This window comes from Deinococcus hopiensis KR-140 (genome assembly GCF_900176165.1).
Taxonomy (GTDB): Bacteria; Deinococcota; Deinococci; order Deinococcales; family Deinococcaceae; genus Deinococcus; species Deinococcus hopiensis.
Genome location: NZ_FWWU01000007.1, coordinates 85,200 through 107,372, shown reverse-complemented (window position 1 = coordinate 107,372; position 22,173 = coordinate 85,200). Strand labels below are relative to the sequence as shown.

The window sequence follows — 22,173 nt, the reverse complement described above, 5'->3', positions numbered from 1 at the left end:
TAGATGAGCACAAGAAAACAACACAACCGCACACCGTTGCGTGCCCCTCGTTCGTTGCCAAACCCTCGCCCTGGAGCTTTTTGTGCCCTCAACCCCCCCCTCAACTCCCCCTCAGCAGCACCGCGTGTGCTTCCTCTTGCGTGTGAAAACCGAACATCTCGTGGAGTACAAGGCGCGGCACGCCCAAGTCTGGCCGGACATGCTTCAGGCGCTCCGCGAGACCGGCTGGCACAACTACTCCCTCTTCCTCGGGGAAGACGGCCTCCTGGTCGGGTACTTCGAAACGCCAGACCTTCTAGCGGCGCAGACCGGCATGCAGCAGCGTGAAGTGAATGCCCGCTGGCAAGCCGAAATGGCACCCTTTTTCGAAGCCCTGGACGGTAAAGCCCCAGACCAGGGCTTCTTCCAGCTGGAGGAGGTGTTCCACCTTGACTGAACCCACCCCCATCCTTGCCCTGCGCCACGCCAGCAAAAGCTTCGGACCCGTGAAAGCGCTTCTCGACGTGAGCCTTGAGCTCTTCGGTGGTGAAGCGCACGCGCTCCTGGGCGAGAACGGCGCGGGGAAAAGCACCCTCGTCAAGATTCTCGCGGGTGTCCACCGCGCGGATGGAGGGGAACTGCTGGTCGGCGGACGACCCCGCACCTTCCACAACACCGCCGAAGCCCGCGACGCGGGAATTGCCATCATTTACCAGGAACCGACGCTCTTCCCGGACCTCACGGTTGCCGAGAACGTCCTGATGGGCCGGCAACCGCTGAAAGGCGGCGGCCGGATTGACCGGCGGGCCATGCTCGCCAGGGTTGGAGAGATCCTGCGAGAACTGGGTGTGGTGCTCGATCCTGCCCGACCTGTTCGCGGCCTTTCCATCGCGGATCAGCAGATCGTCGAGATCGCCAAAGCCCTCTCCTTTCAGGCCCGCGTGCTGATTATGGATGAGCCGACCGCTGCGCTCACCGGGCAGGAAACCGAACGGCTCTTCCGCGTGGTCCGCACCCTCCGCGCCCGCGGCGCAGCCGTGTTATTCATTACCCACCGACTGGAAGAAGCCTTCGCGGAATGCCAGCGGTTGACCATCATGCGCGACGGCCGCTGGGTGAATTCCGGTCCCAGCGAGGAGTACACCATCGACAGCGTCGTGCACGGCATGGTTGGCCGCGACGTTCAGGAACTGTACCCCAAGCTGGCCGTCACTCCCGGAGAGGTGGCGCTGGCGGTCCAGGGCCTCACCCGCCGCGGGGTGTTCCGCAACGTAAGTTTCCAGGTGCGGCGCGGCGAAATCGTAGGTCTCGCCGGCTTGGTCGGAGCGGGACGCAGCGAAGTGGCCCGGTCGATCTTCGGTATTGACCCTCTGGACGGCGGCACCGTCTGCGTGCAGGGCCGCGCCATTCGCAGCGGCGACACCCTCGCCGCCATGAACGCCGGCATTGGCCTGGTGCCCGAGGACCGGCGGCAGCAGGGCCTCGTGATGGACATGTCCATTGAGCGCAACGCCACCCTCGCCGTCCTGAACCGGCTGCGTCAGGGTCCCCTGATGAACCGCACGGCGGAGTACCAGACGGCCAGTGACTGGACGAGCAAACTGCGCCTCAAGGCGCACCGCCTCACCGATCCTGTAAGCACCCTTTCGGGCGGCAATCAGCAGAAGGTCGTGCTGGCCAAATGGCTGGCCACTGGCCCTACGGTCCTGATTGTGGACGAGCCGACCCGCGGCGTGGATGTCGGCGCCAAAGCCGAGGTGCACCGCACCATCGCTGAACTCGCCGCCGAAGGGCTCGCGGTCCTCATGATCAGCTCGGATCTGCCGGAAGTCCTCGGGATGGCCGACCGAATCCTGGTCATGCGCGAGGGTGAACTCGTGGGGGAACTGGCGCGGCGCGACGCGTCCGAGGAGGCCGTGATGTACCTCGCGACGGGGCAGCGGAATGCGGCGGCCATCGGGGGGGCGGCGTGATGACGCAATTCTCCTCGACTGGAGCGGCGGGCAGCGCCTCACCGACCCTCCTGACACGGCTCTTTCAGGCGCGGGAAGCCAGCCTGCTCCTGATTCTGCTGGCCCTGGTGGCCGTGACCACCGCGATCAATTCCCGTTTCCTGAGTGCCCAGAGCCTGCGAGACCTGGCGCTGAACGTCGCCATCGTCGCGCTGGTGGTGGTGGGGCAGACCTTGGTTTTGCTGATGAAGCACGTCGATCTGAGCGTGAGCAGCGTCCTCGGCCTAACGGCGTTCCTGACCGGCTCCCTCTTTGTCGCCAATCCCGGCATGCCCATCGGGGTGGCGTTCCTGGCGGGCCTGGGGATGGGCGCCGTACTCGGCGCAATCAACGGTCTGCTCGTCGCCTACGGAAAGGTTCCGGCGCTCGTCGCCACGCTGGGCACGCTGTACGTGTTTCGCGGAGTGGATTATGCCGTCGTTCACGGTGGGCAAATCACCGCCAGCAATCTCCCCGCAGCCTTCAGCGGCTTCGCCAGCGGCAGCATTCTCGGTGTGCCGAACCTCGTGCTCCTCGTCCTGGCCGTCATGACCGGGTTCGGCATCTACCTGCGCTCGTACCGTTCGGGGCGCGAGTACTACGCGGTCGGCTCCAACGTCGAAGCGGCCAACCTCGCCGGCATCAATGTGAACCGGCGCGTTCTGACGGGCTTCGTCCTCTCCGGCGCCATCGCGGGGCTTGCGGGGGTGTTGTACCTGGCCCGGTTCGGAACGGTGGACGCCGCCGCCGGGAACGGCCTGGAATTGCAGGTCATTGCGGCAGCCGTCGTCGGCGGCGTGGCCATCACGGGGGGTGTTGGCACCATCGCCGGTGCGGGCATCGGCGCCCTGCTGCTGGGCGTGATCGGCAGTGCCCTGGTCGCCCTGCGCGCTCCGGCCTTCTGGCAGCAGGCCATTCAGGGCGCACTGCTGCTGCTCGCCATTAGCATCGACATCATCATTGCCCGCCGCGCGGCCCGCGCCATGCAAGAAAGGAGTCACCGGTGAGCGTTCCTCACAAGCCTGCCCGCAGCCTGCTTGGCTGGGAAGCCGCCGTCATTGTCCTGGTCGCCCTCGCCCTCCTGATCGGTTCGTTTCTGCACGACGCGTTCCTGACCGCTGCCAACCTCTCCAACCTTTCCTCGAACCTTGTGGAGATCGCGCTGATCGCGCTCACCATGACGCTGGTCGTTATCGCCGCCGAGATTGATCTTTCCGTGGCGTCCATCGTGGGCATGTGCAGCGCCCTCCTCGGCGTGTTGTGGGCCGCCCACGTTCCTATGCCCCTGGCGATCCTCGTGACCCTCGCGCTCGGGTCACTGGCGGGTTTTCTCAACGGATGGTTGGTCACCCGCCTGGGCCTCCCTTCCCTCGCAGTCACGATCGGCACACTCGCCCTGTACCGGGGCCTGGCATATGCCCTGCTGGGCGACCGGGCCGTCGCTGACTTCCCGCCCTTCTGGACCAACCTGGGATTTGGCCTGGTGCCCGGCACGCAAATCCCTATCCCCATCGTGGCCTTCGTGATCCTCGCTGCAATCACCGCGGTGGTCCTGCACGCCACGCCCTTCGGGCGTTCGCTGTACGCCATCGGGGCGAACGAAGTGGCCGCGAGGTTTGCCGGTCTGCGCGTCGAGCGCACCAAGCTGGTGCTGTTCATTCTTTCCGGCCTGATGAGCGCCTTCGCGGCCGTAATCTACACCTTCCGCTTCTCCAGCGCCCGTGCGGACAACGCCAACGGTCTGGAACTCGCCGTCGTTGCCGGGGTGCTGCTGGGCGGCGTGAGCATCTTCGGTGGGCGGGGCAGCGTTATCGGCGTTATCGCGGCCGTCTTCCTGATCGGCATCATCCAGAACGCCCTGACGCTCGCGGACGTTCCCAACGAAATTCTGACCATCGTAACGGGGCTGCTGCTGATCGTCTCGGTCCTCGGACCCAACCTCGCCGCACGCGTGAAAGCTGCTCGGCAGCGCCGAAGTCAGTTGATCCCTCCCAAAGGAGGCGCGGCGTGACCGGTTGACCCCTCCGTGCCAGCACCTGACCCGCGTCCTACTTCTCCCGCCACCATCTTTCATCCCATGGAGGAACCCCATGCAACACCGCAAACTGATGCTCGCTGCCCTCACCCTCTCGCTCGGCGCTGTGGCCACCGCTCAAACGGGCATCCCCAAGGGCATCACGGTCGCCTTCCTGCCCAAGCAGGTGAACAATCCCTACTTCGCCACCGCGTGGAAGGGTGGTCAGGCCGCCATCAAGGAGTTCGCGGGGGTGGGCAAGCAGGTCGGCCCCTCTGACGCGGGGGCCAGCAGCCAGGTGAGCTACATCAACACGCTGCTCGCCCAGCGCCAGAAGGCCATCGTGGTGTCCGCCAGCGACCAGAACGCCCTGGTGCCCTACCTCAAGCGCGCGATGGGACAGGGCGTGAAGGTCGTGACGTACGACAGCGACGTGGCGAAAGACGGACGCAACGTGTTCGTCAGTCAGGCCAGCGCCGACACCATTGCCCGCGATGAGGTGAAGCTGCTCGCCAAGCAGATCGGCAACAAGGGAGAAATTGCCATCCTCTCCGCCACACCGAACGCCACGAACCAGAACGCCTGGATCAAGGTGATGCAGGAAGAACTGAAAAAGCCGCAGTACAAGGAGATGAAGCTCGTCAAGATTGCGTACGGCAACGATGACGACCAGAAGTCCTTCACCGAGATGCAGGGCCTGATGCAGGCCTACCCGAACCTCAGGGGCGTGATCTCCCCGACCACCGTGGGAATCAGCGCGGCCGCACGTTACCTGTCGAGCAGCCCCTACAAGGGCAAAGTTGCGCTGACTGGCCTGGGTACCCCGAACCAGATGCGCGAGTTTGTGAAGAATGGAACCGTATCGGGTTTTGCCCTTTGGAACCCTGAAGACCTCGGCTACCTCGCCTCTTACGCCGCCGCCGCCCTCGTGAGTGGGCAGATCACAGGCAAGGAGGGGGACAAATTCAGCGCCGGCAAGCTTGGCCAGCGTACAGTTGGCAAAGACGGAGTCATCATCCTGGGGCCGCTCACCGTTTTCGACAAGAGCAACATTGACAAGTTCAATTTCTAAGCGCTGAACGGTTTAGGTTAAAAGTCCCCAGATATGTTCTGGGGGCTTCTAGTTTTTACCGTCTCCGGATCGTCCGTTACACCCCCGCCGATCTGTGTCGGTGACTCGACTCCTATTGGTCACTGTTTTTCCTGTTCGCTCCGCTCGCGTCAACCACTTGTTTCATAACGGATGAACCGGAATCCTTATAAGAGGTCCACCGAGCACAAGGCGCCGCTCGACGAGTTCATGAACAACCTGAGGAAGGGTGGGGCCGTTTTGCTCAACCCCACTTCAGCGGGGCCCCTCACAACCCCATAGCGTATTCACATCTGGGGATAGAGGGCGTTGGCCCGGCGTGAATGCCTTTCAGATGTGATCCATGATGGTCAATGGTGGGAGCTTGCTCAAGCGTAAGCCGCAGTTGCTCTTTGGTATCACCCTCTACCCTACAGCGTGCTGTTTTCCTCACCTGTTCTATGTGCTCGACGCTGTCCCCACCCCTGTGTGGACAGTGAGTGGGTGTACGCGCATTCTGTAGGCCAACCGGCTGCGCCAACCCCAGTGGGCAGTGCAGCATTGTCTAAGGAGGAGGCAAACCTGGCACTGTTTGTCCATGCTGAAGACCTCCCCTCTCTCGTGAGCGCGTTCAGCACAGCGGTACCTCAGGTGAAGTCCCTGGATGTTGGGCTCCACGTCACCCATACGGATGGCTGGTGCCGGCTTGACCTCCAACCATTGCCTTTCAGTGAAGCCGGGCATTGGCTCATCGGGGGGAGCGAGGGTCGCCGGCTGCGCGCCAGGCAGGCCGCCGCTCGGCTGCTCGGCTGGCTTTCGCATACAGGGAAAACAGGAGATGCGGTCATTGGCCTTCCTTCAATTTCTTGGTGACTTCCTCAAGTGACTTTCCCCAACTGAGCATGCCCATGATCTTTTCGAAGTTGCTTCGCGCCACCTCCGCCCCAACATCGTTGACAAAATCGAGGAACGAGGCCTCGTCACAGGGCCTTGGAACGTCGAACCTCCCCTGCGCCTGAAAGATGGCTGTCGCGACCTGCTCTGCCGTTGGTGTCTTTTTGCTCATATCGCTCCTGAAGGTAGTCGCATTCTGGGCCTGGAGTGACAACAGGGCTTTCCTTGCTGGTGTGGCCCTTCCCGGAACACGGCCGGACGAAGTGGCTTTCCTCGTGAGTGAGCTAACCCCGGGTCACGGGTCAAGGCTCTGGCCGTGATAGTGGGTGAGGGCGTCGGTTGGGTGCGGATTTGGTTCCCGAAAAGTGACTTCTTCCCGCTCTCCTGGGTTTCCAAAGAGACAATTTTCCAACGAGTCAAAGGCGATGGAGTAGAAGGGCAGGGAGAGATGGGGGTCGGCGGAAGTACTGTCACGACGCCTTCTCGTGCTCGTCCGGGACGTACTCAGAGGGGTGGACAACCCCTATTCCTACTTCTGGAGGATACATCGCCATCAATCACCCCTATTCGCCCTCTTGGTCACCGTGCCCGTCAGTCGGTCCAGAAGCTCACTGGGAAGCAAAGAGAGGCCAAGACGTGCCTACGCCGAATGTTGGATCAAGCGGTCCGGGCTTGGAAGGTCAGGACGGTGCACCTTCTCAGTCCTGGCGATGGCCGGGATCAACCCGAAGATCGGGACTTCTTGACGCTCGGCATGGGCGGGCCGATCACAGCTACTTACCTACAGACGCCTATTGGTGACTGTACGGAGCATAAGGTGGGGACAGTGATCAAAGGGCTGTCGGGCAGCAGCGTGCCTGACCACCGGGCAATTGCTTGCCCGTCTACGTGGGCCGCACCGGACACTGGATCATCACCTTGGTTTCGGATGTTGATGGGGTGTATTTCAACAGGCTCCGGCCAGAGAGAAGGTCAACACCAGGAGCAGGGGCAGCCATGACGAGGCCGTGACGCCCCGGGCCCTAACGTCATCGGCATAGGGCGCGCCGAGTGTGACGCGCCCCGAAAGGGGACTTCCGTGACCGACGACCAGATCCAGCTCGTGCAGCACTCCTTCACTTTCATCGAGACGCAAGCCGAATTCGTGGCTGCCCGCTTCTACGAGCGCCTATTTGCGCTCGACCCGGCTCTAAAGGCGCTTTTCCGTGGCGACCTCGCGGAGCAGGGCCGCAAGCTGATGTCGGCCCTGCGGTTGGTGGTGCGTGGCCTCGATCACCTGCCGCCCCTGCTACCCGCCGTGCGCGAACTTGGAGCGCGCCACGCAAGCTTCGGTGTGCAGCACACCCACTACGCCCTGGTGGGCACCGCGCTGCTGGGCACCCTCAACGAAGTGCTGGGCGACGCCTTCACAACAGAGACGCGCGAAGCGTGGTTGGAGGCCTACGAGACGCTCGCCACCGTCATGCAGGACGCGGCACTTGACCTCGCCGCCGCTCCCCACCGGTACCGGGGCGGCTTGCGCTGATGCGGCGCAATGATTCCTGCCATGACAGCGTCGTGACGCTCTCCTCTCCAGCCACTATTAAGCGCTGAAAGCTTCCTTCAAGTCAGCCAAGACGAGGAGAAAACCTAAGTCTGGAGTGAACCCAATCGAGCGGACCGCAGGGCAAGTCACATCTGGGCGGTAGTGTAGCGGGCGGCGAACTCGGCGGGTGGAACGTACCCCAGGCTGGAGTGCAGTCGGCGACGGTTGTACAGGTCCGCAATAAAGAACTCGATGTGTCGTCGAGCGTCGTCCAGATCGACGTATTCTTGCAGATCGACCTCCTCAGTCTTCAGGGTCTTGTAGAAGCTCTCCATTTTGGCGTTGTCATAGGGATTGCCTGTCCTGGACATACTTGGCGTGATTCCTGCGGACCGCAAGCGGTCCACGTACACCCGACTGGCGTATTGCACGCCCTGGTCCGAATGGTGCAGCAGACCGGGGGCAGGACAACGCGCTGCAAGCGCGTTGTTGAGCGCTGCCAGCGGTAAATCTGCGTCCAGAAACTTTGACATGGACCAGCCCACCACCTCACGGGTAAAACCGTCCAGCACGCAGGCCAGGTACACAAAGCCTTGGCGGACTCGCACGTAGGTCAGATCGGCTTGCCAGACCTGATCTGGCCGTACTGGGACGACTTCGCGTAGCAGATTTGGGAAGCGCTTCTCGTTGTGGTTGGAATCGGTTGTCGCCCGATAGCGGCGCTTCGGGCGGCAGAGCAACCGGCGTTCCCGCATGACTCTCAACACGCGCTTGTGGTTCACTGGGCGGCCTCGTCGGGCCAACTCGCGGGTGACACGCCGATATCCGTATCCGTCGAACTCCACCACTACGGCCTCAATGTCCTGGGACAACGCCTGATCGGCGTCCATCTCCTCCCGGCCCTGCTGTTCGTAGAACCACGAGCGATTAACCCCGTGCAGCTCACACAGACGACGCACCGACACCTCTTTTGGGCGCGCTCCGCGCATCCTCGATCATTTGGTGCCTTGTTTCGAGCGGTACGTCGCCAACGACTTTTTTAGGATTGTGTTCTCCAACGACAACTGCCCGCAAAACCGTTCCAACTCGGCGATTCGCTGTTCCAACGACTGGTCGGGCTTGGCCTGGTCGGTGAAGGCCATTTCCCCACGCACCTCGACCTCCTTCCGCCAGCGGTGGATCAGACTGGGCGAGAGAGCGTGTTCTCGGCAGAGCTGAGCGGTCGTCTTTTGACCCCCGTCAACTTGATTCACGATGTCGAGCTTGAACTCACGGCTGTGGGTACGTCCGGGCATACGGGCTCCTTCGGTGCCGTCAGCCTACGGGCTGACGGGGACGAAGTGCTTGGTCTCTTGGTCCGCTCCTAAGGGTTCAGTCCAGTCATATACCTTGCCAGTGCCCTCGCATCCTGTCACGCCAACACTACGTTGCCGAGTCCCTCGAATGGAAGTGGCCCTGACGCCACGCGACCTGTACGCTTTTCTCCGTTGAGGGCGACCAAACGCGCGTAGTCGAGTTGCTACTCGGTGACCTGCCAGATTACGCGGGAAGCGGCATTATCGGACGTCATAGCTTCATAGCGCAAATGTGGGGTTCAGTTCGTGCAGTAAGGTCGAAATCATTGAAGTGCAGTTCTGGGAGGCGAGCAGCCTACACCTGTAATTACTCGGGTTGTCTTTCGCCGAAAGCTATGCCCGTCCTAACCATTCCTTCTTGAGGCGCTGATTTTTGAGGTGTTCGTGCCTGTCCATGTTCTGCTGTGCGCCAATCACCCGACCATCCGCGCTGGGCTCCTGAGCCTGCTCTCAAAATGGCCCGACGTGCAACTAATCGGGTGCTGTTCAGATGGGCGTAGCTGCCTCGAGGCATTGGAGCGTCACGCCGTGGACGTCTTCCTTCTCGATCTTCAGGGACCACCGCGCAACCTGCACTGGCTGCCACGGCTGCACGCCCGGCGACCAGATACCCGCTTCCTGGCCCTGACTCCCCCGGCACGGGTCCCCAGCCAGGACGCCCGACTGGAGTCCACTGGCTACACCGAGCAGATCGACGGCGCGAGTTCACCCGACGCGCTGCTGGCCGCCTTGAAGGGCACACCGAGCGCGGCCCCGTCTTCCCCAACATCCCCGACCACGCTCACACCGCGCGAAAGCGAGGTGCTGCGCCTGATGGCATGTGGGCACAGCAATAAGGCCATTGCACGCGCGCTGGACCTCAGCGAATACACCGTCAAGAACCACGTCAAGCAGGTGCTGCGCAAGCTTGGGGCGCGCAACCGCACCCAGGCGGCCCTCTGGATGCGGACGGCGGCCCCCTGACTCTTACGGGCCATTGACACGAATTTTTCACAGGCCGCTTTCGTTGGGCTTCCCATGCTGTGCACGGAGGTCCACATGAAACCGACCGTATCACTGACTGCCAGCATCTGCCTCGCCCTCTCGCTCGCGTCCTGCGGGACCCCACCCGTGACGAGCGCAGCGGAGAGCGGCGGGACGCCGACTCTCTCCGCCCTCGCGCTCCCGGTCGCGCCAACTTTCCCCGTACCCGCACCTCAAACTTTGCCAGGACCAGCCACGCCTGAACTCACCGTACCAGTCGACTGCCGCGCCACGGGCACGGGCCGTGACATTCAGGTCGGTAACCCGGTACCAGCCTCTGGGGCGGGCACCGTGCAAGTCGCCTCACTCGGTGCGGTGGACTGGAACCGGCTCGGACCGGGTGACACGGTCCGGGTCTTCTGGCGCGCGACGCCCTACTTTGAGAAGTTTACGATCAGCACGGGCGGCACCGCCGCACAGCCCCTGCGTGTTTGCGGGGTACCAGGGCCGGGAGGCGCACTCCCGGTGATCAGTGGCCGTGGGGCGACGACCCGAACAGACCTCAACGCGGGCAGTCTCTCCAGCGGAATTCAAGACCTCGCCGTCATCAGCGTGTTCAATCCCGACTACAGCAAGCGGCCCGAGCACGTCGTGATCGAGGGACTGCGCGTGCAAGACACATTGGCCGGCGCGGGCGCAGCGCGGGACACGCTGAGCTATACCGCCACAAACGGCGCGCTGCGCCGATACGACCCGGCGGCGGCCTGCATCCGTGTGCAGGAGGGGCAAGACATTACCCTTCGGGGCAATACGCTCACGGGCTGCGGCAACGGTCTTTTCGTCCTGAGCCGCGTCCCCGAGGCGCAGATGAGCCGCGACCTCGTTATTGAGGGCAACAACCTCTATGGCAACGGTGTGGTGAACAACTACTACGTCCACAACGCCTACGTGCAGGGCGTGAACGTCCTCGTGCAGTTCAACCGTTTTGGTTCCAACCGCTCGGGGGCGCTGGGCGGCAACCTCAAGATGCGCACCGCCGGCGACGTGATCCGGTACAACGCCTTCGAGCCTGCAGCGCGCATCCTCGACCTCGTGGAAGTGCAAGACCACGCCGAACTCGTGATCCCGCGGCGCTTTGCTGCGCTCAAAGCCCAAAGCCCGGATAGCGTCACGCCCGGAGACGACGCCCGGGTGGCGCAGGCATGGGCCGCGTATAAAGCGACGTTCGTCTACGGCAACTTCATACGCAACGCGGGGGCGGCTGCCGCCACCCACCTCATCCATTACAGCTACGACAACCAGCAAGACGACCGCCGCCCTGGCACGCTCTACTTCTATGACAACACGGTCGTGAGCCCGGTGGAGCGCAGCACGACGAATTTTGTGCGCCTCCTCGACGGTGGGCCGTGGACCGGCAACAGCGACCTCACGCCGATGGTAAATGCCAGCGCGCGTCCTGAGGGCTACGCACTGACACGCGTGTGGAACAACGTCTTCGTTCTCGGCGGTGTGGGCGTGCACAATCCCGCCTACTGGGAGTTTGCACGCTACCGCGCCGACCGGCTTGCACTCGGGCACAACTTCGTCTCGGCGGGCTGGAACACTGATCCCTACTGGGGCGCGCCGTACGTCTTTCCAGGCCTGGCGAGCGCGCTCGTTGATCCGGCCTACACCTACGCAGGAGCCAACAACGCACCGCACATCACGGGGGTGACCGCCCTCGTCACAGCGGCCACCTCGCCTGTCGATGTCCAGAATGGGCGACCGATAAACCCGGCTCTGCTCACGTCAGAAGGCACGCCGGTTACGCTCATGCCGGAACTGACTCCTACTTGGCAGATCGACCCCCAGACGATGACGCGGTTGGTGCGTCCCACAACTGCCAGCATGGGTGCGCGGGAATAAGTCTGAGAAAGAACAGCGGTCTAGTGGTCGAATGGGGAAGTAAGTTGGGGGATAAGTTTCCCTCCGAACCATAGAGAGTGTAATCACAACGCGAAGCCAAAAGGACCCCTTCTATTCAACTCCCGAAGTACCTCTCCATTCGACCACTAGAGGGCGTTTTGGAATTCATTGAAGTGGCGGAAGTGGACATCACCGCTGTGCGAGACGACGGAGAACCAAGCGACTCATGGCGAGATAGCACCAGGTTTCTGTCGTTTCGGGTAATACCTCAAAGTCTTTTGATAAACGGCGGTTCCGGCCCATCCATGCAAATGATCGTTCGACAACCCAACGTCTCGGAAGAACATGGAAGGCCTTCGGGTCAATCCCCTGTGCCTCGAGGTTGTCGGGAGCATAGCGCTTCAACTGCCGCCACCAGGGACACACGACTTCAAAATCTACTTGTAGCTCCTGACTGGCCCAACGCTTAAACTCACCAGTGTATCCCTGATCTGCCCAGATCTTCTTCAAACCAGGGAATTGACCTTTCACCGCCTCTACCAATAAACGTCCACCCTGCCGATCTGCAAGATCGGCAGGGTGGACGACGACTTTCAACAGGAGTCCAAGCGTATCCACCAGGATATGGCGTTTCCGACCCTTGATCTTTTTATTGCCGTCGAGTCCTCTGACACCGCCGTTTTCCGTGGTTTTGCTGCTCTGGCTGTCAATGATTGCAGCATGCACCTCAGCGGTTCGTCCAATATGTTCGCGGCATATGCGTCTGAGTTGATCATTGATCCGTTCCCAGATGCCTGTCAGGCGCATCGTACGAAAGTGGTAATACACGGTTTCCCAAGGCGGGAAGTCATGCGGAAGGGCTCTCCAGGCAACCCCTCCTCGTAGAACGTATAAGATTGCATTCAGGATAAGCCGAGGGTGCCATGTGGGAGGTGCGCCTCGCTTTGGACGAGAGGGCCAGACCTCTTCAAGGAGTTCCCATTCGGCATTCGTTACGTCGGAGTCGTAGGTTCCAAAGGGCATGCCTCAAGGTAATGAGACACCATGAGAACTAATCCATTTCCAAGACGCCCTCTAATACATTCTGCCCAGCCTGCACACGAGCACGATCAATCAGTTCGTCCTAGGCGGTGATACTGACCAACGGGAGGGCCGCTGCCTCAGCGAAGGTAAGACTTTCGGGTTTCATGGCGAGGAGGTCAGCGTCCGCGACCATGTATTCAGCGAGGGCGCCACCCGTACCCCGTATTCCTCCTGCACATCCATACACCTCATCGCCTACCTGGAACCTCGTCACTCCCTCACCAAATTCGGTGATAACCCCAGCGACGTCGCCATGTAAGACTGCAGGGAGGGGAGGTGTCGAGGGCGGTCCGTGTTGACGCAGCTTCGTGTCTACAGGGTTCACGCTGCTCGCATAAACTCAGAGAAGTACATGCCTTCGAGTCACAGAAGGAATTTGCACTTCAGCCAGCTCAAATACATTGGGATCCCCGAACTCCCGAATAACCATAGCCTTCATGTGATCTCCTGTCATCCTCGTTCGTGGGTATCCACATCGGCCAGTGTGCTTTCTTCAAGTGAGATTTACAAATACGGTCAAGGATATTACGTAGTAACACCTTTGATACTCCCATGAAGAAGCATGCTTTGGATATCGAAGGATTGTGTGAAGTTGGAGTCAGTCTGTCGGTTTTGGAGGGCCGGTGGAAATGCATCGTCTTGTTTTACTTGTGGAAGGAGCCACAACGTTTTGGCCAACTGAAACGCCTGATCGGTCAAGTTGCTCCCCGTATGCTGACGCTTCAACTGCGTGAGCTGGAAGAAGATGGACTCATTACCCGCAGTGTGCTTAATCAAGTTTCAGCTTACGTGGAGTACCGCTTGACCCCATTGGGGAGAGCCTTCGCGGTATTGTTACCGCCATGCGCGATTGGGGCAGCCTGCACGGAGAAGTGCTCAGAGCGCAAGAGCGCAGCAGAGGACAATCACGAAGCCGGGTTGAGCGGGCACCTGCGCTTCCCCGAGTGGCATGCCGGACGGGAAGCTTCGTACGACTACACCTCTGACTTCATCTCTTGCGCCTTGCACCACTGTGCGTCAATTCATCAGGCGTTTTGTACCAGAACCTTACGCTCAAAATCTATACCTGAGTAGGAAGGTAAGGAGTTCGTGGGGAAGAGATTATGCGGCGGTGCCCCAGTTGGCGGCCTGAACAGCCCGGTGACGGTCTGCTTTGGAAGCGAGAGGCTGTGGTATTTGAGCTTGCGCGGTTGTCCCTCCTCCGGAACAGCCATCCTGTTATGGAGTGCTGACGGAAAGAGGCTCAAACAGGTTGGCATGTGTCCGTACCCAGGATTCAAGAGACGTTAACTGGACTGGGAGGACAGCGAGGGCAGCGTTCACGTCTATATCCGTTGAGAAGCGCTCCGGTTGGGTAAATGCGCCTTCATAAGCCTGCGCGGTGGCGTCACCTGCACCAGGGAAAACCGCTTCGACCCTGTCACCAAACTCCCGGGGTGACATGGATCGCCAATGAATGGAGCGCTGCAGGGCGCGTGAAAAGCGTTCGGCAATGCCCTCGATATTAAGATGCTCAGGCCCGGCCAGCTTAAGGGCCGCGGGTGCGATCTCCGGGTGGTTGAAGGCAGAGGTCGCAAATACGGCGACGTCGTCAATCGCCATCAGTTGTGTGAAGACACCCGTTGGGAACGGATACGCAAAAGTATTACGCTCTACCACCTCGCTGCGGGTCCATGGGCCAAGGAAGTTCTCAAAGTAGCCTGTGGGTTGTAGAGCGATGTACGGCAGACCACGCTCCTGGAGTCGAGCAAGGAGCAGACGTCGGACGTCAATCGCAGGGTTGCCAGTGTCATGCTCTGGGACATCACCAGTGGGATTCCACACAACGAGCTTTACGTTTGCGCGCTTTGCAGCATCTATGACGTGTGAACCGTATCGTAGAGCATCATGCGGCGCGGCGGCGAAGGGCACGATGAAGAACAGGCCGTCGACGCCTCTGAGTGCATCGTCGAGCGAAGCAGGGTCGTCTAGATCGCCACGAACCACTTGTGCGCCGAGCTTGGCGAGCGCGCGTGCTTTTTCGGGCGTTCGGGCAAGGACTCGCACAGCACGGCCGGAAGCGAGGAGGTAACGGGCGACGGGTTCGCCTTGAGCGCCAGTAGCGCCGAGAACAAGCACGTTGGAGATAGTCATACCAGATCAGATTCCTTTCCAAGGAGTACGGCAGGTTATACGCCGCCTTGAGGCGCCGTGGACAAAGCGTTCGCCGTGCAGCGGGACATATTTGATAGACCCCGCTTCCTTTGGAAGACTAAGTTAGCAAGTATACATCAATAATTGAAGAAGTATGATTTTTTTGCGCTAGTATCAAAAAATGAAGTACAGCGAACGAGTGGAGCAGTCCGGATGTCCGGTAGAGAGGACGGTCGATATCGTGGGAGGACGCTGGACTACCCTTATCGTAAGTGAACTCCTGAGGGGTACGAAACGCTACGGGCAATTGCGCTCGGTGCTCACGGGCGTGAGCCCCAAGACTCTGACGGACAAGTTGCGTGAACTTGAGGAGCACGGCGTAGTCACACGCACGGTCTACGCGAGTGTCCCGCCCAAAGTGGAATACACCCTAACGGAGAAGGGGCAGGCTCTGGACGTTGTGATTGACGCGATGCGTTTCTGGGGGCAGCACTGGACCTGATATTGGCAGAAGGTGTGACCATGCGGTGTGGTGAAGCCTGACAGGTGCACCACCTCCAACGTCCCAGGCGCTGACTGGTCTCGATGCCTCGACGCGCAATGATGCCGCGCGCACGCAGGGCCAGGCGACACCGAGCCGCGCCGTACCCCTTCTCCGCGCGCAGCTTTGTCAGTACGGCGCCGAGGTCGGCCGGGACAGCCGTTTCGTAGTGCGGCAACAGCACTGAGGGGCGTCCCAAATCCCTGGTTGTCGTGCACCTTGGGAATTGGGGCCTGCGCGTATCCAGCCGAGGTGTTCCCGCTGTGCGGCGTGGTTGAGCAGGACGTAGTGCAGTTGACGCCACACCCCATGTTGTTCGCGCCACTCCTGAAACCGCCGATGTAGCCCGACCTCCACGCCGTCGGACGGTCCTGCCAAAGTTTGGAGGACCGTCCGAAAAGCAGCTGTTATTTACAGATGGCCCGCTCTTGTCCGGCCGCACCACTGCAATTCAGGAGACGCTTCCACGCCTGCTCCACGTCATCAGGGATGTCAACATGTGTGATGAACCCTTGGCCTTTCGGCCCATAACCCTGCCCATCATCGCGCAGTCGGGGAACTTCACCCATCAGCAAAGAGAAAAAGCGCTCAAAGGGCCAGGGTTGTACTTCCTCCACGAAGCGCCCATCTATGCCAAAGTGCGGCTGATATCCGGGGTAATTCACCACGATCGGTTGCCGCCGCCTTTCACGCCATACGTGCTGAAACGTCGCTGACGTACGGCGCTGCAAGAGTGGATCCTGCATCAGGATGACCTGTTCTGGAACAAACCCCTGCTGAGCCATCAACTTGTCTGTAAACAGCGCGTTCTCTCCCGTGTTGCTTGAAGCATTTTCAACGTATATGTGCTGTTCTGGAAGATGCCAAACTTGCACTGCCATATCGCGAATCACATCTGCTTCTGCCCGTCCGGCAGTTGCGATACGGTTATAACGCTTACTGCTGGAAATTGCTCGTGCCAGCCAAGCTGTGGAGTGCCCGATCCCTCCACTTAACCACAGCGGAATTTTACGGGTTTGGGTTAGAATAAATGCGCTTTCCAGCGTTTGAATTACTCCGTTGCCCATCAACACGATTGCCTGAGCGTCAGATTGAGATACAGAGAAATCATCGACAGCCAACCAGGCCGCAATACAGTTCATGTCCGCCAGAGTCGCGTCAGTCAGTAAGGGTAGGGACATTGTTTTCTCCAGGGGGATCGCCCGTTAGGTGGGTCGCAAGTTCGGGGACCTGTAGACCACCCACAGAGGGGTTTCCTGATCAACAGCGGTTGCATCCACCGGCACTTGACGCCTTACGGGCCTTAACATTTTGCAGACAGCTGGGCTGCGACAGCGTTTTTCCTACGGCGAGCGTTCGGCAGTGAGGTGCCTTGCATTTCAAAGGTTTCATATGTCATGGAGCTAAGATACGGTCACCTTGTGTTCTTGGTTGTGATATCACCAGAAACTCTACAAATGCGTCCGACCGATTGAGGGCTTGATGGGCCTGAAGAGGGGCAACTTCATATCCCTCGTGACGTCTTAATTCGTGTGTGGCTCCCTCAACTTCGAGGGTTAGACTTCCCTGTAATACGAAGAAAAATTGCCGGGACTGCTGATGATAATGCCGCACCTCCTGCCGATCGGGCGGCATCCTCTCATGGATGACGCTCAGCTCTGCAGCCTGCACAAGTAGCCATCCGTCGCAGTTACCTCCCCAGACATAGTGCTCTGCCGTTTCTCGACTAATCACGTTGGATCTCCTCTGCTTTTTAGCCAGTGCTGTATCAGAAGCCTGGCAATGGGAACGTGGACGAGCGCAACCACATCATAGGCTGTTTCCTATCTTTGACACCTGCCTGAGAGGAATTTGACGTGGCCCCAATACTCCTTGAGCATGGTGTCCCTGCAATTTTTCTCATGCTGTCGTACACAGCAGGGCTACCACTACCAGAGGCTGGACTCAGGACGTGGTCCAACACTTCTCTAGGAAACAGCGTCGATCTCCCCCTGAACTCGTCCACCGCTCAAGCTCCAGTTTTCGCGAGGCACCTCAAGGACCTGGATGACAACATCGTCGGGTACGATGTTCGCTTCCTCTTGAAGCAGTGCCGTAACCCGTTGGTAAAACGCACGTTTCACATCCGTCGTGCGCCCTGGGTTACACACCACCTGAATTAGCACAAGTTGGTGGGTACGGGGTGTGCCCAGGTATGCAGGGTCATAGATAAAGGTGTGGTCGTCATGCTCGGTCAGAATCTGCATCAAGTCGTCGTGCGGTACGCCAAACGTTTCGGTGAGGGCGCGGTGGATGGCGTGGGATACGCGGCGGGAGTGTTCGGGCCCGTTTTGGCGACGAAGAGAGATACGGACGTGAGGCATAAAATTCTCCAATTAATGAGGATGAGGGAAGCGGAAGGCGAGTTTGCCACGTACGCCCCCACGCTCAAGGGCAGAAAAGGCTGCATGGGCCTGTGAGAGTTCGTACACATGGGCCAGTGGCAAGATGATCTGCAGGCGTTTCCAAGCGGTAGTCAAACGCTCAAAAGTTTCGGGCGAAGCTGTGGCGCTGTACTCCTTCAGTTGTCCAGGTGCGAACGCTGGAAGGTCACGAACACCACTGGGAACGGCGACACGCGCGTCGGGCCCAAGGATTTGCGCAATCTGTGCAAGAGCTGGGCCACCAGCGTTCGCGAGTACTGCCGTGAGACCTTCGGGGGCGAAAGCGCGTGCGGCCTCCCTGGGATCGTCACGCCGAGGATCAAAGGAAGCGTGGGCCCCGAGGCGTTCCACGAGCGCCGCACCATCCGCACCTGAGGCGGTGGCCAGGACGCGAGCACCCGCTTGACACGCGAACTGAACGGCCAGGATCCCTACTCCTCCCGTAGCGCCAAGGATAAGGACGTCGTCACCTTCGCGAACCCCGAGATGGGTCTCAATGCCTTGAAGGGCTGTGAGTCCCACGGTGGGCAGGGCGCCAGCCGTGACGGAATCAAGTTGATCGGGCACAAACGCCACGTACGCCTCGTCAACGGCGACGAACGGGGCGTGAAAACCTCCCGACGGATTGGCGAAGCGGTAAGCAAAGACGCGGTCACCGGGGCTAAAACGCTGGACACTGGCGCCAACAGCAGCGACGCACCCCGCACCATCGGTACCCGGGATGAGGGGAAACCGTTCTTTGCCAGTTGCCCAGCGGCCCTCACGGAGCTCCGTATCCCAAGGCCCAAGACCAGCGGCGTCGAGGCGCATGAGCACCTCATTTGGGCCGATCTCAGGGAGTGGAACGTTCCGGAGAGCAAGAACGTCAGGCCCACCAAATTGGTCGTAGACAAGGGCTGTCATGCTCGAAGGCAACGCGGTGGACTGAACGTAGAACATCGGTACTCCTGGGACGAGGTGGGTTCGTATGATGTCTCGGTACACCTGTCAGGGGCGCGCCAAAACGCTCAGATTGCTGGCGTGAGATGCCGGACAACACGCACCATGAGAAGGTGACGTCTGTTCAGCGCCCCTGCGTGATTAGGGCAACGAAGTGCGGCGCAACAGGGGTTTGGTCAGGCATGTTGGACCACCTTCGGCTTTGAGCGACAACTCGTTTCCTACGTACGTATGAACGGTGAAACCAGCATCCTGAAGGCGAGCCTGGGTGACCGGATTCCCCTGGAGCATCAAGCACGTCGTGGGATTCAAGGCGAGTACATTCGGTCCTTGCGAGGCGAACTCAGCGTCGGGCACCTCAATGAGCCGCATGCCTCGCCGCTTCAATTCCTGCCAAAGTGCCACGGGCAACAAGCGGGGGTAGATTACCGCCGCATCATCGGCTACGGGACTGATGACGGACATCAGGTGTAAGCAGGCGTCTTCACCGTCCCACGCGGGAAGATCAAAGGACATGACCTTCATCCCTTGCGGCTGCAGCAGCGAGGAGAGTGCCTGTATCCCAGCGTCGTTTGTTCTAAATGTACGGCCAACAGCAAGTGTGTTCGGGTCGAGCCAGAACATGTCTCCTCCTTCGGCACGTTGCTCCCCCGTCAACGAGCCGACGATTGGGACGTCCAATGCGGCCAGTTGGCATGCCATAGCTGCCTGTTCACCCTGGCGCAGGGCCTTTCCGGGATTCAGAAGAATGGCACCGTCGTTGGTGATGAGAGCTGGGTCGTAAACGAAGATGGCGTCTGCTTTGTTCGGTTGTTCGACCGTGTGATATACGACGTCTGCTCCACAGGAGCGGAGAATATCCACGAAAGCGTCGTGTTCCGCTTGGGCTGCGGTGAGGTCAGGCCGCCCGGCGTAGTGCCAAAGTTCAGGATCGTCGACCGCAAAGGCTTCGTCTGGACGCCGAACGAGTACTCGGCGTAATGGCGCAGTCATGCTCTGGTGGAACAGGGGAGGGGAGGGAATCATTGTTCTCCAGGCCGCAACTTATTTGCAGCGTATGTCGGTTTTGAAATACTTGTGCGAGAGATTAGCGTAGGTGCCGTCGCTGAGAATGCCCTTCAGTGCAGAATTGACTGCAGCCGTGACACGCGTGTTTCCTTTACGTACCGCAAATCCAATTTGTTCCTGGAACAACATGGATCCCACCTGGAGCTTGGCTCCAGAGAATTTCATCTGTGCGCCCAGAGCCACGAAACGGTCCGTCACAAAGGCGTCGGATCTACCAGAGAGCAAATGCTGAAGTGCCTGGGGATCACCAGGCAGTGTCTTGATCGACTGCAAACCAGGCACCTGGCGCAACCGTTGATAGTAGGTGGTGCCCACCTGCACGGCTACCACTTTGCCCTTCAAATCAGCCGGTGAGCTTGGGCCGCCTGGGCGGCTGAGAATGACACCACCAGAACAGTAGTCCGGGAGTGCGAAGTCAACAGCTTTAAGCCGTTCGGCAGTGATCCCATGTGAACCTACCACAACATCAAAGCGGCGCTGAGAAAGCCCGATCAGTAGGTTGTCAAATGGCTGATAGACCCACACGGGTTTCAGGTGCAGGCGGCGAGCCACTTCATTCATCAACTCCACCTCGAACCCAGTGAGTACCTTGCCCTGCGTGAAAATAAAAGGTGCGTACGTTGGATCCGTGCCGATGGTCAACTGACCGGCAGTCAGGGTAGGCGTGGTGGCAGCCGTTTGCGCCGTTGCCAAGGCGCTGCAGGCCAGCAGGGTAAGGGCACACCGCCCGACAATCCGGTTGAACACACTTTGGTTCTTGCGTTTCATAACATCTCTCCTTGCATGCAAGGGAAAACTGCTGTGTGGTGGCGCGGAGCGCACCATCCAGGGGGAGAAGTCCTTTCCCATTGCAGCTCAACTTTCTCCGGTTCTTCGCTATCAGACTGGCATGAAGGGGAATTCCTGGGGGCCATACTCCCTTGCGGCGGTTGTTCATCGTGGCCAGGGGACGCAGCCAGCTGTACGAACCAGCAACCTTCGAAGGGCAGATACGGAATCCGGAGCGCTTTGCCGATTTTCTGACGATGCACTTCAGATGCAGGAGGACACGGCGCTCGGCTTTAGCAGGTGTTCCGAACGTCGAAAAAAGGTTAAAGGGTTGGGCGTCATTGCCGCGTCACAGAGAAAGTCTGGACGACGCGCGCAGCACCTATTGGTACTCCGTTGACTGGCGGGAACCTGATGGATGGCGCCCGTGTTTCTGGGGTCAGCGCGGTACGGAAAGGGTGGGAATCCCCCGTGTTCTTCGCCAGCACTTTCAGACGCAACGGAGTACCACTATTGATCTCGGCTTAAGTTTGAGTTGCGAGGAGGCGAGCGGGGAGGCGGGTGTGCCGAACGCGTTGCCAAGCAAGGGGCAGTTTCTTCTTCAGCTCATCAAGGGTGCGGGCACAGAAGTTCCCGAGCAGGTGCTGCTTGACGTATGCCCAAACGCGCTCGATGGGATTGAGTTCAGGAGCCTACGGCGGCAGATACACCAGCGAGAGGCGAGGGGTCTGCTCGACGAAGGCCAAAAGGGCCTTCGTCCGGTGAATACCCGCATTGTCCAAGACGATGACCAAGTCCCCTTGGAGATGCTGGAGAAGGTGCTTGAAGAAGGCGATGACATCGTCTCCTCGGATCGCGCGTGCTTTGGTGTGCTGAAAAAAGTGCCCTGAAGAGGCGATGGCGCCAATCGTCGAAAGCTTTTCCCAGTTGGCAGGCAAAGGGAACCAGGGGCGTGACGCCCCTGGGCGACCAGGTTCTCCTCTTGACACCCTTGAGGCTGAAGCCCACCTCATCGAGATAGACCAGCGTGGTCCCCTGGGGCCACCTTTTTTTTCGACCTCGGGTCGTACGGTCTCGACCCAAGTCATCACGCGTTTCTCGTCACGCTCCAGGGCTCGGCTCTCCGGTTTCTGGGGTGTCCAACCCAGTCCGTGCAGCACCTTCCGCACATGGTCGCGGTGATACCAGATCCCCAGCAAGCCCAGCACTTCCCGCACCCGCGGGGTCGTCCACGTGGGGTCCGCAAAGCCGTGTGCCTGCGGGCCCTCCTGCAGGAGGGCCCGCAACTGTTCGCGCTGCTCCTCGGTCATCTGACGGGGACGTCCTGTCGACACCGTGGCACTCCAGTGGCCCTGCTTCTTCAGCCGCTCTTTCCACGTCTCCACCGTGCGCAGCGAAATGCCGAAATGATCCGCGATTTCCTGGTGTTTATGCTGTCCAGCGTTGATCCATTCCAGGGCCGCGAGGCGGCGTTCTTCGAGCTGTGCGCGTGTCCGTTTGGAGGGCATCCATCCAGCCATACC

Annotated in this window: 22 protein-coding genes and 2 pseudogenes; 10 read left to right on the top strand and 14 right to left on the bottom strand. The window is 60.1% G+C overall.

The window, feature by feature from the left end; genetic code table 11:
- The first annotated feature begins 142 nt into the window (after window positions 1–142).
- The 5 genes from B9A95_RS09105 to rhaS all read left to right on the top strand — a co-directional run bounded on the left by B9A95_RS09105 (window position 143) and on the right by rhaS (window position 5,056).
- Window positions 143–436 carry an L-rhamnose mutarotase gene (locus B9A95_RS09105; protein ID WP_245808219.1) on the top strand — a complete coding sequence of 98 codons (294 nt, stop codon included), beginning with the start codon at window positions 143–145 and terminating at the stop codon, window positions 434–436.
- The gene (locus B9A95_RS09100; RefSeq protein WP_084046666.1) at window positions 429–1,952 is read left to right on the top strand and encodes a sugar ABC transporter ATP-binding protein; all 1,524 of its coding nucleotides are present in this window, start codon (window positions 429–431) and stop codon (window positions 1,950–1,952) included. Before B9A95_RS09105 ends, B9A95_RS09100 begins: the two co-directional genes overlap by 8 nt.
- Window positions 1,952–2,977 carry an ABC transporter permease gene (locus tag B9A95_RS09095; protein ID WP_084046664.1) on the top strand — a complete coding sequence of 342 codons (1,026 nt, stop codon included), beginning with the start codon at window positions 1,952–1,954 and terminating at the stop codon, window positions 2,975–2,977. Before B9A95_RS09100 ends, B9A95_RS09095 begins: the two co-directional genes overlap by 1 nt.
- Window positions 2,974–3,981 (top strand): ABC transporter permease, encoded by a 1,008-nt coding sequence (locus B9A95_RS09090; RefSeq protein ID WP_084046662.1) that lies wholly within the window; start codon window positions 2,974–2,976, stop codon window positions 3,979–3,981. Before B9A95_RS09095 ends, B9A95_RS09090 begins: the two co-directional genes overlap by 4 nt.
- Before the next feature lie 79 nt (window positions 3,982–4,060).
- Complete coding sequence (rhaS, locus tag B9A95_RS09085) at window positions 4,061–5,056, top strand: rhamnose ABC transporter substrate-binding protein (protein WP_084046661.1); 996 nt, start codon at window positions 4,061–4,063, stop codon at window positions 5,054–5,056.
- 841 nt (window positions 5,057–5,897) lie between these two features.
- Here the strand turns inward: rhaS and B9A95_RS09080 are convergent.
- Window positions 5,898–6,119: a hypothetical protein gene (locus B9A95_RS09080; RefSeq protein WP_139806621.1), complete on the bottom strand. Its 222-nt coding sequence runs from the start codon at window positions 6,117–6,119 to the stop codon at window positions 5,898–5,900.
- 906 nt (window positions 6,120–7,025) lie between these two features.
- Between B9A95_RS09080 and B9A95_RS09075 the strand changes: the two genes are divergently transcribed.
- Window positions 7,026–7,472: a globin family protein gene (locus B9A95_RS09075; RefSeq protein ID WP_084046658.1), complete on the top strand. Its 447-nt coding sequence runs from the start codon at window positions 7,026–7,028 to the stop codon at window positions 7,470–7,472.
- Window positions 7,473–7,618: 146 nt separating this feature from the next.
- Here B9A95_RS09075 and B9A95_RS09070 read toward each other — a convergent pair whose 3' ends face one another.
- Together B9A95_RS09070 and B9A95_RS09065 are read right to left on the bottom strand one after the other, a co-directional pair.
- On the bottom strand, window positions 7,619–8,461 hold the full coding sequence (locus B9A95_RS09070) for an IS3 family transposase (protein ID WP_084044985.1): 843 nt from the start codon (window positions 8,459–8,461) through the stop codon (window positions 7,619–7,621).
- Window positions 8,462–8,467: 6 nt separating this feature from the next.
- Window positions 8,468–8,767 carry a transposase gene (locus tag B9A95_RS09065; protein ID WP_084044986.1) on the bottom strand — a complete coding sequence of 100 codons (300 nt, stop codon included), beginning with the start codon at window positions 8,765–8,767 and terminating at the stop codon, window positions 8,468–8,470.
- Between the two features lie 588 nt (window positions 8,768–9,355).
- Here B9A95_RS09065 and B9A95_RS09060 point away from each other — a divergent pair.
- Both B9A95_RS09060 and B9A95_RS09055 read left to right on the top strand, forming a co-directional pair.
- Entirely contained in the window at window positions 9,356–9,790 is a 435-nt protein-coding gene (locus B9A95_RS09060) for a response regulator transcription factor (protein ID WP_084046657.1), read from the top strand.
- Between the two features lie 75 nt (window positions 9,791–9,865).
- Entirely contained in the window at window positions 9,866–11,695 is a 1,830-nt protein-coding gene (locus B9A95_RS09055) for a right-handed parallel beta-helix repeat-containing protein (RefSeq protein WP_139806620.1), read from the top strand.
- A 189-nt stretch (window positions 11,696–11,884) separates the two neighbouring features.
- Here the strand turns inward: B9A95_RS09055 and B9A95_RS09050 are convergent, their stop codons facing one another.
- Window positions 11,885–12,718 carry an IS5 family transposase gene (locus tag B9A95_RS09050; RefSeq protein WP_084046655.1) on the bottom strand — a complete coding sequence of 278 codons (834 nt, stop codon included), beginning with the start codon at window positions 12,716–12,718 and terminating at the stop codon, window positions 11,885–11,887.
- A 100-nt stretch (window positions 12,719–12,818) separates the two neighbouring features.
- A pseudogene (locus B9A95_RS36985) lies at window positions 12,819–13,106 on the bottom strand (alcohol dehydrogenase catalytic domain-containing protein); the annotation flags it as partial.
- A 224-nt stretch (window positions 13,107–13,330) separates the two neighbouring features.
- On the opposite strand from B9A95_RS36985, the gene B9A95_RS09045 reads away from it, so the two are divergent.
- The gene (locus B9A95_RS09045; protein WP_139806619.1) at window positions 13,331–13,852 is read left to right on the top strand and encodes a winged helix-turn-helix transcriptional regulator; all 522 of its coding nucleotides are present in this window, start codon (window positions 13,331–13,333) and stop codon (window positions 13,850–13,852) included.
- Between the two features lie 144 nt (window positions 13,853–13,996).
- On the opposite strand, the gene B9A95_RS09040 is transcribed toward B9A95_RS09045, so the two are convergent.
- Window positions 13,997–14,911, bottom strand: coding sequence for an SDR family oxidoreductase (locus tag B9A95_RS09040; protein WP_084046653.1), 915 nt, complete (start codon window positions 14,909–14,911; stop codon window positions 13,997–13,999).
- Between the two features lie 181 nt (window positions 14,912–15,092).
- On the opposite strand from B9A95_RS09040, the gene B9A95_RS09035 reads away from it, so the two are divergent.
- Window positions 15,093–15,413, top strand: coding sequence for a winged helix-turn-helix transcriptional regulator (locus tag B9A95_RS09035; RefSeq protein WP_084046651.1), 321 nt, complete (start codon window positions 15,093–15,095; stop codon window positions 15,411–15,413).
- A 49-nt stretch (window positions 15,414–15,462) separates the two neighbouring features.
- On the opposite strand, the pseudogene B9A95_RS35235 reads toward B9A95_RS09035, so the two are convergent.
- The 8 genes and pseudogenes from B9A95_RS35235 to B9A95_RS34520 all read right to left on the bottom strand — a co-directional run.
- A pseudogene (locus B9A95_RS35235) lies at window positions 15,463–15,640 on the bottom strand (IS5/IS1182 family transposase); the annotation flags it as partial.
- A gap of 219 nt (window positions 15,641–15,859) precedes the next feature.
- Entirely contained in the window at window positions 15,860–16,633 is a 774-nt protein-coding gene (locus tag B9A95_RS09030; protein WP_084046650.1) for a YdcF family protein, read from the bottom strand.
- A 214-nt stretch (window positions 16,634–16,847) separates the two neighbouring features.
- Window positions 16,848–17,087, bottom strand: a complete 240-nt coding sequence (locus B9A95_RS09025) for a cupin domain-containing protein (protein WP_139806663.1) — start codon at window positions 17,085–17,087, stop codon at window positions 16,848–16,850.
- Window positions 17,088–17,419: 332 nt separating this feature from the next.
- Complete coding sequence (locus tag B9A95_RS09020; RefSeq protein WP_084046646.1) at window positions 17,420–17,815, bottom strand: tautomerase family protein; 396 nt, start codon at window positions 17,813–17,815, stop codon at window positions 17,420–17,422.
- 12 nt (window positions 17,816–17,827) lie between these two features.
- A complete protein-coding gene (locus B9A95_RS36980; RefSeq protein WP_170928538.1) occupies window positions 17,828–18,685 on the bottom strand; it encodes an NADP-dependent oxidoreductase in 858 nt (285 codons plus the stop codon).
- Window positions 18,686–18,955: 270 nt separating this feature from the next.
- Window positions 18,956–19,840, bottom strand: a complete 885-nt coding sequence (locus B9A95_RS09010) for a dimethylarginine dimethylaminohydrolase family protein (RefSeq protein WP_084046642.1) — start codon at window positions 19,838–19,840, stop codon at window positions 18,956–18,958.
- Window positions 19,841–19,858: 18 nt separating this feature from the next.
- The gene (locus tag B9A95_RS09005) at window positions 19,859–20,650 is read right to left on the bottom strand and encodes an ABC transporter substrate-binding protein (protein WP_084046641.1); all 792 of its coding nucleotides are present in this window, start codon (window positions 20,648–20,650) and stop codon (window positions 19,859–19,861) included.
- Window positions 20,651–21,342: 692 nt separating this feature from the next.
- A complete protein-coding gene (locus B9A95_RS34520) occupies window positions 21,343–22,158 on the bottom strand; it encodes an IS630 family transposase (RefSeq protein ID WP_245808216.1) in 816 nt (271 codons plus the stop codon).
- Window positions 22,159–22,173: the final 15 nt, after the last annotated feature.